This window comes from Streptomyces sp. NBC_01525 (genome assembly GCF_045040405.1).
GTDB lineage: Bacteria > Actinomycetota > Actinomycetes > Streptomycetales > Streptomycetaceae > Streptomyces > Streptomyces benahoarensis.
The window spans coordinates 6,668,508-6,684,498 of record NZ_CP109397.1 but is presented as its reverse complement, the minus strand read 5'-3'; the positions used below and the strand labels follow the sequence as shown (position 1 = coordinate 6,684,498).

The following is a 15,991-nucleotide window of genomic DNA, read 5'->3' as shown; positions in this document are numbered from 1 at the left end:
AGGCCGGAGGTCGGAGGTCAGCAGCCGGAGGCGGTGATCTCCGCGATGAGGGCCTTCTCCACCGCCTGTGCGAGCCCTCGGACGGTCGGGGCGTCGAAGAGGGCATGGACATCGAGGTCCACGTCGAAGGTCTGGCGGACTCGGGAGACGATCTGCATGGCCTGCAGCGAGTTGCCGCCGAGGTCGAAAAAGGAGTCGTCGATGCCGATCTGCTCCCGCTCCAGGGCCTCCGACCAGATGTCGCAGATGGTCTCTTGTTGGGGGTTCTGCGGCGGGATGTGGTCGGCATCCGGGGCGAGAACGCCGTCCGGCCGGGGCAAGGCAGCACGGTCCACCTTGCCGTTCTCGTTGAGTGGCAGGGCGGTGATCGGGACAATCGTGCCGGGAACCATGTACGAGGGAAGTCGCTGCCCGGCGAAGTCGCGCAGAGCAGCTCGGTCGGGCAGGGCGCCGCCCGGCGCCGGGACCAGGTAGGCCGTCAACTGCCAGGTGCCCTCCCCCGACTGCCGGGCGACGGTCACGGCCTCCTGCACGTTCGGGTGGCCGGTGAGGACGGCGTCCACCTCGGCCGGCTCGACCCGGTGGCCGCGGATCTTCACCTGGCCGTCAATTCGCCCGACGAACTCCAGCTCGCCGGCGGCACCACGCCGAACCAGGTCACCGGTGCGGTACATCCGACTGCCCGGTGCACCGAACGGATCCGGCAAGAAGCGCTCTGCCGTAAGGTCGGGCCGCCCGAGGTAGCCCCGGTTGACCCCGTTTCCAGCGATGTAGAACTCGCCCGGCTCACCGTCCGGGACCGGATCGAGATGCTCGTCCAGGACGTGGCCGCGCACGCCCGGGATGGGCCGGCCGAGTGGCGGACTGTCGGGCCACCGTTCCAGGCCCCCGGTCAGAGTGCAGGCGGTGGACTGGTGCGTCTCGGAGGGGCCGTACTGGTTCTCCAGCACCGTGCCGTCCAGCGCCTCGATGAACCGCCGCACGTCCGAGGTGAGCCACAGCGGCTCACCCGCCGCGACGATCTCCGTCAGCACGAGCTGACCTGTCGGTCCGGGCTCCTGAAGCCCCACGCGAGCGAGCTGGCGCAGGAACGCCGGAGAGAAGTAGACACGTTGGATGCGCTCACGGGCCATCAGGTTGATCAGCGCCACCGGGTCCTGCCGGTGCTCATCCTGAACGAGGACCAGCGAGCCGCCGCTGAGCAGCGCGCCGAAGATCTCCTGGAGGGAGACGTCGAAGCCGAGCGAGGTGAACTGCAGGAAGATCTGGGGCCCGGGCAACCGGTTGACCGCCCAGTCGGCGACGTTCCCGATGGATGCGGAGGTCAGGCCGATACCCTTCGGGTGGCCGGTGGATCCGGATGTGAAGATCACGCAGCGCAGGCCGTGTTCGGGGAGAAGCCGGTCCGGCCGGGTCACCGGGCACAAGGCCAGCTCGGCTGCCACGCCCTCGCATGGCAACACGGGGAGTTGGGCATCGCGGAACGCGTGCGCCAGCCGGTTTTCGGTAAGCAAGAGCAGCGCGCCCGAGGCGGCCAGGCTGTCCGTCAGCCGCAGGGCCGGGTGGCCCGGGTCAAGCGGCTGGAAGGCGCCGCCTGTCTTCAAAATCGCGAGCATCGCGACGAATGCCTCCGGGCGACGGTTCATGCAGACACCGACCACCGTCTCGGGCCCCACACCACGCCCCTGCAGGAAATGGGCGAGCCGGTTTGCCCGGGCATCCAACTCGGCGTAGCTGAGCTGAACTTGACCGGCCACGAGCGCTGTGTCACCAGGGCCGAGCCTCACCCGTTCTTCGAAACGCTCGATGATGTCCAAGACTGCTCCTTGTCGCGGATGCGGCGATCGCGTCCCCCACGATGGCGGCGGGTCGATCGCCCTCAGCATCAGCAACCGGGGGTGGCGGGATCAACGCCAACTGAACGAAGTCATCGGCACTTTCTCGAATCCGCAGTTCCACGCCGCAGCCGACGGAGTGGTGGGCGCCGGATTGAACGTAGTGTCCCCGGCTTGGCGGCAGGCACTTGCCCGGACGGCGACGGTCTATTGATGATCGTTCTCAAGCAGCCGCCGACGGTGCGAACCCGCCACCGTACCGGGCACGGAGCCAGCCGGCTGTCTACCGGGGCAGCCGTGCGCCGAGTCGACTCCACCACCAATTGAAGGACGACGCCATGTACAAGGTCGTGGTCAACCACGAGGAGCAGCACTCCATTTGGCCCGAAGACCGAGAGACTCCGGCCGGCTGGGCAGAGGCCGGGGTCGTCGGCAGCAAGGAGGAGTGTCTGGAGTACATCCGCGGCGCCTGGCCCGACATCACCCCCTTGAGCGTCCGCCAAGCCCTCGCAGGGGCGTAAAGAGCGATACAGGGCACCGCCCTGGCCGCCGCATCCAGACCACAGGGACGCTGTCCCGCGCGTACGTTCGGAGGGGCAATGACCGTCGAGCACCCACCGCGGCTCTCCGCCGCCCAGGCCGAGCTGCTGGCCCGCCGCCTGCGCGGTGGGGCCAGGGAAGGCGCGGGCGGGAAGGCCGCCCTCACCCGGCAGCCCGAAGACGCACGCCCCGTACTGTCGTTCGCGCAGCAACGGCTGTGGTTCCTGGAGCAGTTGCATCCAGGCTCGATCGCCTACCTCACCGCCGACACGGTCTATCGGGTCCGGGGGCCGCTCGACGTGCCCGCCCTCCACCAGGCGCTGAGGTCGGTTGCCGAGCGCCACGCCACGCTCCGCTCGCACTTCGCCGACGATGCCGGACTGCCCTACGTCGTGGTCGATGCGGCGGACCGCATCACCCTCCCGGTGGTCGACCTCACCGGCCACGCCGACCCCCGGGCCGCCGCCGACGAGTACCTCGCGAACGAGGTACGCACCCCCATCGACCTGGCCACCGGCCCCCTCCTGCGCACCACCCTCTTGCGGCTCGCCGAGGAAGACCACATCCTCGTCGCCGTCATCCACCACATCGCCTTCGACGGCTGGTCGATCGGGGTCTTCGAACGCGACCTGGCCACCGCCTACCGAGCCGCCCGCTCAGGCGGTACGCCGGGATGGGCCCCGCTGCTCGTCGACTACACCGACTACGCCGCCTGGCAGCAGAGAGACCTCACGGATGAGCACCTGGACCGGCAGCTGGCGCACTGGCGGCAGGCCCTGAGTGACGCGCCCACCAGTCTTCACCTGCCCGCCGACCGCCCGCGCCCGGCGGCGCCCGGGTACCAGGGCGCCCCGGTCTCGTTCACCGTCGGCGAGGAGACGGCCAATCGCCTGCGCGCCCTGTCCCGCGCGCACGGCGCGACGCTGTTCATGACCACACTGGCCGCGTACCAAGCCTTGCTCTCCCAGTACACGCACAGCGCCGACTTCCTCGTCGGCTGCGCGTCCGCAGGCCGCACCCTGCCCGAGGTCGAGGACCTGGTCGGTTTCTTCGTCAACACCTTGCCCATCCGGGCGGACCTCACCGGCGACCCGACCCTCGGTCAACTTATCGACCGGACCCGTTCGGCCACTTTGGACGCGTTCGCCAACCAGGACCTGCCATTCCAGCGCCTCATCGAGGAGCTCGCCCCACCACGCGAGATGAGCCACACCCCACTGGTCCAGGTCTGGTTCGACGTGTCTGCCCCCGGTGACGGACTCCGGCTCGAAGACACCTCGGTCGACAACATCCGCCCCCGCCACACCTCCACCAACTTCGACCTCGCCCTGAACCTCACGGAATCCGGATCCGGCCCGCTGACGGGCGAACTCGTCTACGCCACCGACCTCTTCGACGAGGCCACCGCGCGCCGGATCGTCGAGCACTATGTCCACCTCCTGGACCATGCCGCGCAGCACCCGGACTGTCCGGTGGTGGACCTGCCGCTTGCCGACGCCGGCCAGCTGGCCCAGCTGCTCGACAACTGGAACGACACCGTGCGCCCCATCCCCGAGGGGACCGTCACGGACGCATTCGAACAGCAGGTGAGCCGCGCCCCCGAGGCCACCGCGCTGGTCGAAGGCGCCCAGCAGCTGTCGTACGGCGAGCTCAACGCCCGGGCCAACCGGCTCGCCCATGAGCTGCGTGCGCATGGCGTCGGCCCGGAACGGGCGGTGGGCCTGCTCCTGCCCCGGGGCACAGACTTCGTTGTGGCGCTGATCGCTGTACTCAAGGCGGGGGGCGGCTACCTGCCGCTCGACCCTGCGCACCCGGCGGACCGGATCGCCTACCTGCTGAGCGAGACCTCGGCCGAGATCGTCGTCACCGATCAGCAGCTCGGTGACCTGCTACCGACCGGCACCGCCACCGTGGTGATGGGGCCGGACGGGTTCAAAGACCGGCCAGCTGCCGACCCGGCACCCCTCGCCACGGGCGGCAACCTGTGCTACGTGATCTACACCTCGGGCTCCACCGGGCGCCCCAAGGGCGTCGCGATGGCTCACACGCCGCTGGCCAACCTGGTCCAGTGGCAGGTCGATCGGACCACCGTCACCGGGCCCACACTCCAGTTCTCCTCACTGCACTTCGACGCCTCCTTCCAAGAGCTGTTCACCACCTTCCTCACCGGCGGCTCCCTGGTGCTGATCAGCGAGGAGCAACGCCGGGACCCGCGCCAGCTCCTGGCCGCCATCCGTGCGTACGGCGTCCGGCGGCTGTTCTGCCCACCGATGGTGCTTGAGCAGCTCGCCGTCCAGGACGCCGCCGAGGCGGCGGAGCCACTACCACTCCAGGAGATCGTCACCGCGGGCGAGCGGCTCACCCTGGGCAAGGAAGTTCGCGCGTTCCTGGCCCGGATGCACGGTGTCGTCCTGGAAAACCAGTGCGGCCCCACCGAAACACACGCGGTCGTCGCCCACCTGATGACCGGGCCGCCACAAGGCTGGCCCACGCACCCGCCGATCGGCCGGCCGATCGCCAACACCCGCATCCACGTGCTGGACGACCGCATGCGGCCGGTACCGGTGGGCATCCCCGGAGAGCTGTACGTGACCCGGCCCTGGCTCGCCCGGGGTTACCTCGGCCGACCGGAACTCACCGCGGAACGGTTCCTGCCGTCTCCGTTCACGACCGAGCCCGGGCAGCTGATGTACCGGACCGGTGACCTGGTCCGCTGGCGGCCCGACGGTGCGGTGGAGTTCGTCGGCCGCGCGGACGACCAGATGAAGATCCGCGGCTACCGGGTGGAGCCCGCCGAGACGGAAGCACAGCTGCGCGAGCTCCCTCAGGTTACCGAGGCAGCGGTGCTCCCGGTCGAGGTGGCTCCAGGGGACCGTCGGCTGGTCGCCTACCTCACGACGGACAGCCGCTGCGATCCCAGCCCGGTGCGGCTGCGGACCTTGTTGGCGGAGTCCCTTCCGGATTACCTGATCCCCACCTACTTCTTGACCGTCCCCCGCCTCCCCCTCACGCCGACCGGCAAACTCGACCGCCAAGCCCTGCGGCACATGGAGTTGCCGGCCCCGGAGCGGGGCGCGGATGTCGGCTCCCAGGCGCCGCGTAGCCCCCGGGAGGAGATCCTTGCAGGGCTGTTCGCCGAGGTCCTTGCCCTCCCGAGGGTCGGCTCTCAGGATGACTTCTTCGCGCTCGGTGGGCACTCCCTGCTCGCGACGCGCTTGATCGCCCGGATTCGCTCCACCTTCGGGGTCGAGCTTTCGATCCGCGACCTGTTCCGGACTCCCACCGTGGCCGGCCTGGTGGATCGGCTTGAGGCGTCCCGGCCCTCCCAGCCGGCCCTCGTCCCCACCGAACGTCCCGCCGTACTGCCGCTGTCAGCGGCTCAGCGGCGGGTCTGGTTCCTGAGCCGGACCGGACAGAGCGCTGACTACAACTCACCCTTTGCGCTGCGGCTGCGCGGCCGGCTCGCCCCAGACGCCCTGGCCGCCGCGCTCACGGACGTGGTCACCAGGCACGAGGCCTTGCGGACGGTCTTCCCCGCCGACGGCGGCGATCCGCATCAGCGGATCCTCCCCGCCGACACGCTGCCTCCGCTGCTGGAGCACGCCGACTGCCCGCCCGGCGACCTCGACCAGGCTCTCGCAGCCTTCGCGCTGAGGGAGTTCGACCTCGCAACAGAGCCCCCGCTGCGTGCGGTCCTGTATCGGACTGCACCCGGGGAACACGTCCTGGCCCTGGTGATCCACCACATCGCCACCGACGGCTGGTCCTTGGGCGTACTCCTGCGAGACCTGTCCGCCGCCTACACCGCGCGCAGCGCGGGAGAGGCCCCCGACCTGCCGCCGCTGCCCGTGCAGTACGCGGACTTCACGCTGTGGCAGCTCGGGATGCTGGACGAGGAGCGGTCCCCGGACTCCCCCGCTACCCGGCAGTTGTCGTTCTGGCGGGAGCGGCTGGCCGGCCTGCCGACGGAACTGGAGTTGCCCTACGACCGGCCTCGGCCCGAAGTGATGGACAACGCCGGCGGCACCGTACCCCTGGCCCTGGACGGCGAACTGCACGCGCGGCTGCTGGAGCTGGCCGGAGCCCACGGCTGCACGCTCCTCATGATCATGCAGACAGCCCTTGCCGCGCTTCTGTCCCGGCTCGGGGCCGGCACCGACATCCCGATCGGCGTGCCAGCGGCGGGACGTGGCGACGATGCCCTGGACGACCTGGTCGGCTGCTTCGTCAACATCCTTGTCCTGCGCACCGACGTCTCCGGCGACCCGACCTTCGCCGAGCTGCTGGCCCGGGTACGAGACAGCGACCTGGCCGCGTACGAGCATGCCGACCTGCCATTCGAGCGGGTGGTCGAGACGGTCAACCCCGAGCGCTCATTGACCCGGCATCCACTGTTCCAGGTGGTCCTACAGCTCGATGGAAGGGTGAGCGACGGCTTGGCGCTTCCAGGGCTGGAGGCTGTCGAGGAGCCGGTGCGCTTCGAGGTGTCCAAGTTCGACCTTCGCGTCGCCCTGACCGACCGGACCGACGCTGCCGGAGCCCCGGAGGGGCTTCATGGCGTACTGGAGTACGCCGAGGCACTCTTCGACCGCGACACCGCCGAGGCCCTGGCCGGCCGGCTGCACCGGCTGCTGGCGCAACTGGTGGCCGACCCGGACCGCCGGATCAGCTCCGTCGACCTGCTGACGGCCAGGGAGCGCCGGCGCATTCTCGTCGACTGGAACGACACCACGACGACCGTCCCGGAACGGAACGTGCCGGAACTGTTCGAAGAGTTCGCGCGCGAGACGCCGGACGCCCCCGCCGTGCGCGACGGCAGCGTCGTCCTCACCTACGCGGAGCTGAACGAGCGAGCCAACCGCTTCGCCCGCCACCTGGCGGACAGGGGAGTCGGGCCTGAACAGCTCGTCGCGGTAGCTCTGCCCCGAACGTCGGAGCTGGTGGCGGTCCTGCTCGGCGTGCTCAAGGCCGGCGCCGGCTATCTGCCGCTCGCCCCCGAGCAGCCCCCCGAGCGGCTGGCTCGGACCATCATGGCCTCCGCTGCCGCGCTGACGGTGACCACCACCGCGCTCAAGGACCGCCTGCCCACGCCCCTGCCCCGGCTGCTGCTCGACGAGCCGGACACCGCCGCCGCCGTAGGCCGGCACCGAGCGGGCAATCTGTCCCGGTCCGAGCGCACCGTGGAGCCCACCCCGGCGACCACTGCCTACGTGATCTACACCTCCGGCTCGACCGGCGAGCCCAAGGGCGTGGTGGTGGAACACCGGTCGCTCAACCTGTACCTGGCCTGGGCCCGACAGGCCTACCCGGCGCTGGCTGGGCGGGCGCTGGTCCACTCCCCGGTCGCCTTCGACCTCACCGTCACCGGACTATGGGGGCCGCTCACCTCCGGCGGCTCGCTCGAACTGGTGACGCTCGACGACACCGACCCGGCCGAGGTGGAGCAGCCGACCTTCGTCAAAGCGACCCCCTCGCACCTTGCGCTGTTCGGGATCCTGCCCGAGACCTACGCGCCCAACGGGCAGCTTGTGCTCGGCGGCGAGCTACTGCTGGGCGCGGCGCTGGACGAGTGGCGGGCCGCACACCCCGGCGTGACCGTGGTGAACGAGTACGGCCCTACCGAGACCACGGTGGGCTGCGCGGAGTACCGCATCGAGCCTGGCGACTGCGTGCCGGCCGGCGGCATCACCATCGGCCGTCCGATCTGGAACACCCAGTGGTACGTGCTGGACGACGCGCTGTCCCCGGTCCCGGCCGGTGTGGTCGGCGAGCTGTACATCGGCGGCGGGTTGCTGGCCCGCGGCTACCTGAACCAACCCGACCTGACGGCGGACCGGTTCCTCCCGGACCCATATGGCGCTCCCGGCGCAAGGATGTACCGGACCGGGGACCTGGTGCGCTGGCGCCAGGACGGACAGGTGGAATTCGCCGGCCGGGTGGACGACCAGGTCAAGGTGCGCGGCTTCCGGGTGGAGCTGGGCGAGGTCGAAGCGGTGCTCTCGGCCCAGCCGGGGGTTGCGGCTGCGGCGGTGAACGTTCTCGACGGGGACCGGCTGGTGGCCTACATGGTCCCGGCGGCCCAGGAGCATCTGGACGTCGAGTCCGTGCGGACCGCCGCCACTGACCTGCTGCCCGCGTACATGCTGCCTTCGGCGTACATGCTGATCGACCGGCTGCCGCTCACCAAGAACGGCAAGTTGGACCGCCGGCGGCTTCCCGCCCCACAGCTTTCCCCGGTCGGCGCCGGAAGGCCCCCGTCCACGCCGTTGGAGAAGTCGCTCTGCGCCCTCTTCGGTGAGGTCCTCGGGCTGTCACAGGTGGGAGTCGACGACGACTTCTTCACGCTGGGCGGGCACTCGTTGATGGCCGCCGGACTGGTCGCGTTGATCCGGTCCTCGCTTGGCCGGCAGCTCGGCATCCAGGACCTGTTCGCAGCTCCGACCGTGGCCGCGCTGGGGGCCCGGCTCGAAGCGAGCAGTCACCAGGACTCACTGGCCCCGCTGCTGCCGCTGCGTGGCGGCCAGCCGCAGCAGACTCCACTGTTCTGCGTCCACCCGGGGGCCGGCATCGGCTGGGTGTACGCGGCGCTCCTCGATCGGCTCGATCCGGACCAACCTGTGTACGCGCTGCAGGCGCTCGCCCTGCGGGCCGAGGAGGCGGCGCCCGAGAGCGTCGTGGAACTGGCCGCCGACTACGTCCGGCGGATCCGGGAGGTCCAACCCTCTGGCCCGTACCGGCTGCTCGGCTGGTCGTTCGGCGCAGTCGTCGCGCACGCGATGGCCGTGCGGCTCCAGGAGCAGGGCGAGGAGACGGAGCTGCTTGCCCTACTCGACGGCTACCCGCCCGAGCCATGCGGTGGCCCGGCCGAGCCGGCTGACGAGCCCGACCCGCTCGCCGAACTCCTCACCTCACTGGGACAGCCGACGGCCGGCACCTCTGGCAAACGGTTGGAGCTCGCCGACTTCATCCGGCTGACCGGCCGGGGGAACGGGCCGCTCGCCGGCCTGGACGAGGAGACCATCTCCGCCATGGCCCGGGCGTTCATCCACCATGTGGCCCTCGGACGCGCTCATCAGCCGGGGGTGTTCCAGGGCAATGCAGTTTTGTTCCCCGCGGCGCTCGATCCCGACGCCGGGGATCCGGATGCCTGGCGCCGCTTCGTTACCGGGGGCCTGGAGGTCCACCCGGTCGACTGCGTGCACGGCGCCATGATGCATCAGCGCCCCACGGAACGGATCGGCGCGGTGATCGCGCGCAGGATGCGCCAGACGCGCGGTTGACAGCTACTCGATTTCTCAGGAATCGCGGAGTGGAGGAAGCATGTCCAAGACAGCACAGGCCACGCCAACCGAGATTGTCCACCGGATCTCCGCGGCTGATGCTGCGGAGACGGCCCGGGTAGGCCGGCATCTGGCCTCGGTGGCCGACCGGATCGACGATGCTGCATGGGTGGCCGCGGCCCGGTCCGCATGGGAGGAACTGCCGTCCGCGTACCGGCGGCGGATCAGCTCCTTCCGACGCTCCGCGGGGCCCGCAGGCGCGCTCGTCCTGCGCGGACTCCCGGTGGACGAGCACGACTTGCTGGACACCCCAACGGTGGCCGGCTCGTTCCAGCGGACGACCACCATGCCGGCGGCCCTGCTGATGATGACCGCGTGCGGGCTCGGCGACCCGGCGGCTTTCCTGGCCGAGAAGTCCGGTGCGCTGGTGCAGGACGTTGTGCCTGTGCCGGGCCAGGAGCAATTTCAGGGCAACGCAGGCTCTACGGACCTGATGATGCACAACGAGAACGCCTTCCACGAACACCGTCCGGACTTCGTGATGCTGCTCTGCCTGCGACCGGATCACGAGGGGGTTGCCGGGCTGTCCAGCGCCTCGATCCGCGAGGCACTGCCGCTGCTCTCGAACCGGGTCCGTGAGTGCCTCCTGCAACCCGAATTCAGCACCCAACCGCCGCCGTCCTTCGGCTCGGCGGACGGCACGGTGTCCCGGCATGCCGTGCTGACCGGGGCACCCGACGACCCTGACATTCAAGTGGACTTCGCGGCCACGACCGGGCTGACCCCGACTGCTCGGGAAGCCTTGACCGAGCTCTCCGACGCGCTCGCGAGCGTGGCCCGGACCGTCCGCATGCGCGCCGGGGATCTCGCGATCGTCGACAACAGGGTCTGCCTGCACGGTCGCACGGCCTTCCGCCCGCGCTACGACGGCCGGGACCGCTGGGTTCAACGTACTTTTGCCCTGGCTGACCTGCGCCGCTCGCGGTCCTACCGCACAGACGACGGCTACGTGCTCGTCCGCTAGCGGCCGGAACGGGTACCGCCTCCCGCGGTGGTGCGGCCCGTCAGGTAGGCGTTCCATGCCGGATATCGAGCAGAGTCGGAGAGACTATGGATTGGCCGACACATTCACCCACCCCGCCGTGTCTACCGGAGCTCGCCGAAGTCCTGGTGAGGCTCCGGGGCGAGGCCGGCAACGACACCGGCGGGCGCCCCGGCGACAGCGTGCTCGACGCGTTACGCGGGAGCGGCGTCCTGCGGCTGCCCGTCCCGGCCGAGTATGGGGGTCTCGGGGCGGACTGGCCGGACGCCAACGCCGTGATCACCGGCTTGGCGCGGGCCGACGCCTCGGTGGCGATCATCGTCTTCCTGCACTATGCGGCCGTGAGCCGAATTATCGCCTACGGCTCGGAAGAGCAACGCAAGCGTTTCCTGACAGCGGTCGCCCGCGACGGCCGGATCTTCGCCTCCTCCTGGAGCGAGCCTGGCGCCGACGCGGCCAAGCAGAAGATCGCGACCACTGCGGTCCGGCAGGCGGACGGCGGCTGGGAGCTCAACGGCGCGAAGACCTTCACCACGGGCGCAGGGGTGGCCGACCTCTACCTGGTCCTTGCCCGCACCGGTGAGGAGGACGCGACGCCAGGACATTACGGCCGGCTCGATCAGGGCATCTTCGTGGTCGACAGCACGCGTCCGGGCTTCACCGTCGACGGAGTGCTGGACCTGTCCGGCATGCGCCGTTCGGCGACCGGACTGATCCGACTGGCCGGATACCTGACGGAGGCCGGAGACGCGCTGATCCACTCCCGCGAGACTCCCGTCGTCATCGGCCACCCACACACATTGGGGCTGACGCTCGGCGCTGTCGCGTTGGGCATCGCCGAGGAGGCTCACGACACCGCGATCGACATTGGGCGTCGGCGCTCTCTCCTGGACAACCCGCTCTATCGCCACCATGTCTTCGAGCTGGGCTCGCGTCTAGCGGCCATCCGGGGAGTGGTGGAGTCGGCCACCCGGACGCACGGGGACCGGACCGGCCATGCGCTGACCGCCAAGGTCTTCGCCTCGGAGACGGCCGAGGTGATCTGCCGGGGGGCGCAGGAACTGGCCGGGAGCACCGCGTTCTCGCGGAATCACAGCCTGAACCGGCTCTCGCAGGACGCGCGCGCCCTCACCCTGATGGGTCCGCCCAACTATCTCTGCCGTGAGTTGGTCGCCACTCATCTGGGGGTGCAGTGACCTCCCCACAGGCGGGCGCTGTCCGGATCGGCGCCGTCGTGCTTCCGGAGTACGAGTGGCCGCAGACGCGGGAAATCTGGAAGGAACTGGAGGAGCTGGGCCTGCATCACGCGTGGTCCTTCGACCACCACTCCTGGCGAACGCTGAGCGAGCTGCCCTGGTACGACCCCTTGGGAGTGCTCTCCGCAGTGGCCACCGTGACCGAGCGCATCAGGCTGGGCACGCTCGTGTCCACCCCGAACTTCCGGCATCCGGCCGTGCTGGCCAAGCAGGTCATGACCATCGACCAGCTGTCGGGCGGTCGCTTCGTCTTCGGGGTCGGGGCCGGCGCGCCAGGCAGCGACGCCCGGCTGCTCGGCGACAGGGGCCTGACTCCGGCCCAGCGAGCCGACCGTTTCACCGAGTTCGTCGACCTCTCCGACGAGCTGTTGCGGAACCAGGTCACGACCTATCAGGGTGAGTACTTCACTACCGTGGATGCCCGGATGGTCCCGGGCTGCGTCCATCAGCCACGGGTGCCGTTCGCCGTCGCGGCGGCGGGGCCGCGCGGTATGGGGCTCGCGGCTCGGTACGGCCAGTGGTGGGTGACGATTGGTGACGCCGGACAGCCCGGAGTCCGGTCGGAGAAGGAGTCGTGGCAACTGCTGGCCCGGCAGCTGACCCGGCTCGCCGAGACCTGTGAGAAGAGTGGACGAGAGTTCTCGGAGATCGGGCGCCTGGTGAACGTCAGCCGGGTGGTGAATTCGCCGTACTCATCCCCCGAACGCTTTGTGGATATCGTGGGGCGGTGTCGTGATCTCGGATTCACCGATGTGGTGGTGAACCATCCACGCGTCGACGGAGTCTTCAGTGGAAGCCGGCCGGATTTCCTCCGCGCGGCTTCCGCGGCCTTGAGTACCTTCCAGCCTTAATAAGTCCTTTCGGTGAGGGGTGGCAGCCGTGCCCGGCTGCCACCCCTCAGCGTGCCCGTCCTTGCGTAGGCGCTGCCTGGCTCCTGCCGAGGTTTTTCCGTGAATGACCTGACGTACTGGATGACCGGCCTGTTTCCCTCTCAGCCAGGGAGGATGAGGTTGGGGAGGCGGGCGATGCCGAGCATGGTGTGGTGAACTCCGTCGTCTTTCAGGCGGCAGCAGCGGAGGATCTTCCAACCCTTCATGTGGGCGAAGACGTGCTCGACGCGGGCACGTACTTTGCGGTGAAGGGTGTTGTGTTCCTTTTTCCAGGCTGGAAGTCCGGCCTGGACGCGTTCACTGGCGATGCGGGATAGCCAGGCCGGTGCCACGGTGGCCGGCAGCGATCACCGCTGTGCGGCCAACGGCAGCTTTCGCGCCGGACGATGGCGGCGCTGCCCTGCCGATCGGCCTGCTCACCACCCACGGCCAGCCCGTCGCATACCTCACCGGCTTGGCGGCCACCGAGCCTCGGCCACCTACCGGGGTGGGGGAAGACCGATGCGAAGGACGCCGTCGTCATCGCCGACCAGGCCCGCATCCGACGGGACCCGAGGCCGACAAGGGGTCGGTGACGCTGCTGACGGGCCCGGTTTCCGGCTGCGATCCACCTCGCGGGTACGAAGCGGATCGAGACCTGACTGAAGAACCGCAAGGTCAAAGGAGCCACCGTACTCGCTCGCTCGGGTCTCCCCATCGGCGGTCGAGTCGTCGCGGGGCTCCAAGCGGCCAATTCCCGTCAGCCATCCAGCTGCTTGTCTTTTACCACCCCACCCGAACCTCGGGCCCTCCGATCTCACAAATGGCCAGATCAGGCACATGCCATGAAGGTAGGACAGCCCTTGGGAAGGCTTCGGTCTGCGACTGCTCCAGCCGCCCTGACAATGGTTGACATCAGTTGGCGAAACGCGGATACATGGCCCAATTCCGGTGGTGCGGCAAATGGCCAGGCGAACCCTTACCCTCTTACCCAATTCAGGCCGGGCGCCGAAGCTCTGCCCTGTCCGCCTATGCCACACCGATCGCCCCGGTCCAGGCCATCCTTACAAGTTGTCTCGAACGTGATCACCGGGCCCAAACCCTATTGATCTTAATAAGTTCCGAGGTCTATGGTGCGGATCGTTTCGGCGACGACCAGACGCTGGTCAGACGGGGGGCGTGCAATCCATGCACATAAAGGTTTTAGGTCCGCTTTTCCTCGGGGCCACCGAAGATGGATTGGGCTGCGCGCCAAGCGCGCCGAAACCGCGCCAGCTGCTTGCGCTGTTGACGGTGAATGCCAACCAGTTCGTCACCACCACCACGTGCATCGACGAACTGTGGGCGGCGGAGCCACCCCGTAGCGCCATAACCACCATACGCACCTACGTCATGCACATACGTCGCGCCCTGCACAAGGCCGAAATCGGGGAAGAGCCGTCGGACGGGATCCTACGCACCCGACAGCGCGGGTACCAGCTGTTCCTCGGGCGGAACAGTCTCGACCTGTTCAGGTTCGTCGACCAGGTGGACGAAGGCAAGCGCGCGCTGTTGCTCGGGGACCACTGCCGTGGAGCAGAGACTCTCCGCAATGCTCTTGCGGTGTGGCAGGGGCCACCACTTGCCGATGTGCAGGCCGGCCCGCTCATAACTGCCCACCAGGCACGGCTACAGGAAATCCGGTTCAACTGCCTCGAACTGCGGATAGAAGCCGAACTCCGTCTTGGCCTGCACAACGAACTGATCAGTGAACTCATCGGCTTGGCCGCCGAGTTTCCCACTCGCGAGAACCTGCATGCCCAGCTGATGTTGGCCCTCTTCCGATCGGGGCGCCAGGCCCAGGCGCTCGATGTCTACCGGCAGCTGCGCACGGTGCTCTCCAAGGAACTCGGCATCGAACCATCCAGGCGTATCCGGCAGTTGCATGACGCCGTCCTGCTCGCCGACCCCGGTCTCGATGCGCCCCGTTCCCTCTCAGGTGCACTACTGCAAACTCTCGACCTTGTTGGCAGCTGCTCGGTTTGACACCGCACACCCGCCACCGTCGCCGTGCAGCCGCCCCAGCAGCTCGTAGGCGTGCGCCGCCGAGACCAGTGTGACGTGATGGTGCCAGCCCCGGAACGATCGTCCCTCGAAGTGGCGCAGGCCGGACTGCTCACCGAGGCGCTGCAAGCCCCGGCTGGCCTGGGACCACAAGGCCAGCAGCTCGAACACGTCGGAGGACCGGACGCTCTCGACATTGGTGATCCACGCCGACTCGACATTGTTCGGCTCCGCGCCCCACTCCACCATGACCCTCCTGGTGCGGTGCGGGAAGCCGACGCCCCGCGCTCGGCACGTCGCCCCGGAGTCCGGCAGCAGCACGGTGCTGTAGCGAGAGCCAGCAGCCCGGTTATCCCGCCAGTGCTGGGCTGGCCCCCGGGAGTCCCCCGCACGTGCCAGTCTCTCTCCCACCGTGACCAACTCACCCGCGGCCAGCCGCACCAACGGGGTGGAACAGCTGACACGGACGACGTACCGAAGCCCACGGCTCTCCAGGCCCCGGATCAGTGCGACCGCCGACGAACTGCGGCTCGCGTCCACCACAACGGGCAGCGGTTTCGCCCGCCAGTCGACGGTCATCTCGTCCAGCGTGTCCAACAGATGGTGCCAGCGCGAGCGGTATCGCACGTGGCAGGGCACCCGGCTGCGGGACCGGCGGTCATGGTCGGCATCCCAGGAACGCGGCAGCAACAGCCGCCAGTTGATCGGCGCCACGCCGACCGGTCCGGCCGCCATCACCACCAGTCCCAGCTGGCAGTTGAGCACGCGGCCCAGCGTCTGGGAGAACTGCTGGGCCACCCCGACCGAGCTGCGCCCGCTCTTCGGCAGCACGACCTCCTCCACCACCAAAGCTCGGGGCGCGAGTGCCGCGCTCACCTCATGGGCGATGCGTTCGCGCACCGGGTGCCAATCCCAGGAGCTCTGATTGACGAACTGCTGGAGGCTCTGGTCGGCGCGCCGCCCCAACAGGCTTTCGGAGATACGGCGCACCGACTTCCGGCCTGGCACCTCCACCAGGCCGCGCACGTACACCTCACCCCAGCGTCGCTGGTCGTGGCGAGCCATGGAGGCGAACACGGAGGCACAGAACCGGGACAGATCGTCGCTCGAAGTCAGCACACGTCCA

8 protein-coding genes and 2 pseudogenes are annotated in these 15,991 nt (G+C 69.2%); 7 read left to right on the top strand and 3 right to left on the bottom strand.

Annotated elements, in window-relative coordinates; translation table 11 throughout:
* Window positions 1-17 precede the first annotated feature (17 nt).
* On the bottom strand, window positions 18-1,817 hold the full coding sequence (locus tag OG422_RS28800; RefSeq protein WP_185993787.1) for a non-ribosomal peptide synthetase: 1,800 nt from the start codon (window positions 1,815-1,817) through the stop codon (window positions 18-20).
* 356 nt (window positions 1,818-2,173) lie between these two features.
* Here OG422_RS28800 and OG422_RS28795 point away from each other — a divergent pair, with 356 nt between their 5' ends.
* From OG422_RS28795 to OG422_RS28775, 5 genes are all read left to right on the top strand, one after another.
* A complete protein-coding gene (locus OG422_RS28795; RefSeq protein WP_381058645.1) occupies window positions 2,174-2,356 on the top strand; it encodes an MbtH family protein in 183 nt (60 codons plus the stop codon).
* Between the two features lie 78 nt (window positions 2,357-2,434).
* Window positions 2,435-9,655, top strand: coding sequence for an amino acid adenylation domain-containing protein (locus OG422_RS28790; RefSeq protein WP_405747090.1), 7,221 nt, complete (start codon window positions 2,435-2,437; stop codon window positions 9,653-9,655).
* Between the two features lie 40 nt (window positions 9,656-9,695).
* Window positions 9,696-10,679 (top strand): clavaminate synthase family protein, encoded by a 984-nt coding sequence (locus OG422_RS28785; RefSeq protein ID WP_143939542.1) that lies wholly within the window; start codon window positions 9,696-9,698, stop codon window positions 10,677-10,679.
* Between the two features lie 146 nt (window positions 10,680-10,825).
* The gene (locus OG422_RS28780) at window positions 10,826-11,893 is read left to right on the top strand and encodes an acyl-CoA dehydrogenase family protein (protein ID WP_405747089.1); all 1,068 of its coding nucleotides are present in this window, start codon (window positions 10,826-10,828) and stop codon (window positions 11,891-11,893) included.
* Complete coding sequence (locus OG422_RS28775) at window positions 11,890-12,804, top strand: LLM class flavin-dependent oxidoreductase (protein WP_405747088.1); 915 nt, start codon at window positions 11,890-11,892, stop codon at window positions 12,802-12,804. The genes OG422_RS28780 and OG422_RS28775 overlap by 4 nt, the downstream gene beginning before the upstream one ends.
* Window positions 12,805-12,944: 140 nt before the next feature.
* Here OG422_RS28775 and OG422_RS28770 read toward each other — a convergent pair.
* A pseudogene (locus tag OG422_RS28770) lies at window positions 12,945-13,266 on the bottom strand (transposase); the annotation flags it as partial.
* Between OG422_RS28770 and OG422_RS28765 the strand changes: the two are divergent.
* A pseudogene (locus OG422_RS28765) lies at window positions 13,232-13,409 on the top strand (transposase); the annotation flags it as partial. The pseudogenes OG422_RS28770 and OG422_RS28765 overlap by 35 nt on opposite strands.
* A 601-nt stretch (window positions 13,410-14,010) precedes the next feature.
* Entirely contained in the window at window positions 14,011-14,847 is an 837-nt protein-coding gene (locus tag OG422_RS28760; protein ID WP_251076372.1) for an AfsR/SARP family transcriptional regulator, read from the top strand.
* Here the strand turns inward: OG422_RS28760 and OG422_RS28755 are convergent.
* A complete protein-coding gene (locus OG422_RS28755; protein WP_405747086.1) occupies window positions 14,806-15,984 on the bottom strand; it encodes an IS701 family transposase in 1,179 nt (392 codons plus the stop codon). The two genes, OG422_RS28760 and OG422_RS28755, sit on opposite strands and share 42 nt — an antisense overlap.
* Between the last annotated feature and the right edge of the window lie 7 nt (window positions 15,985-15,991).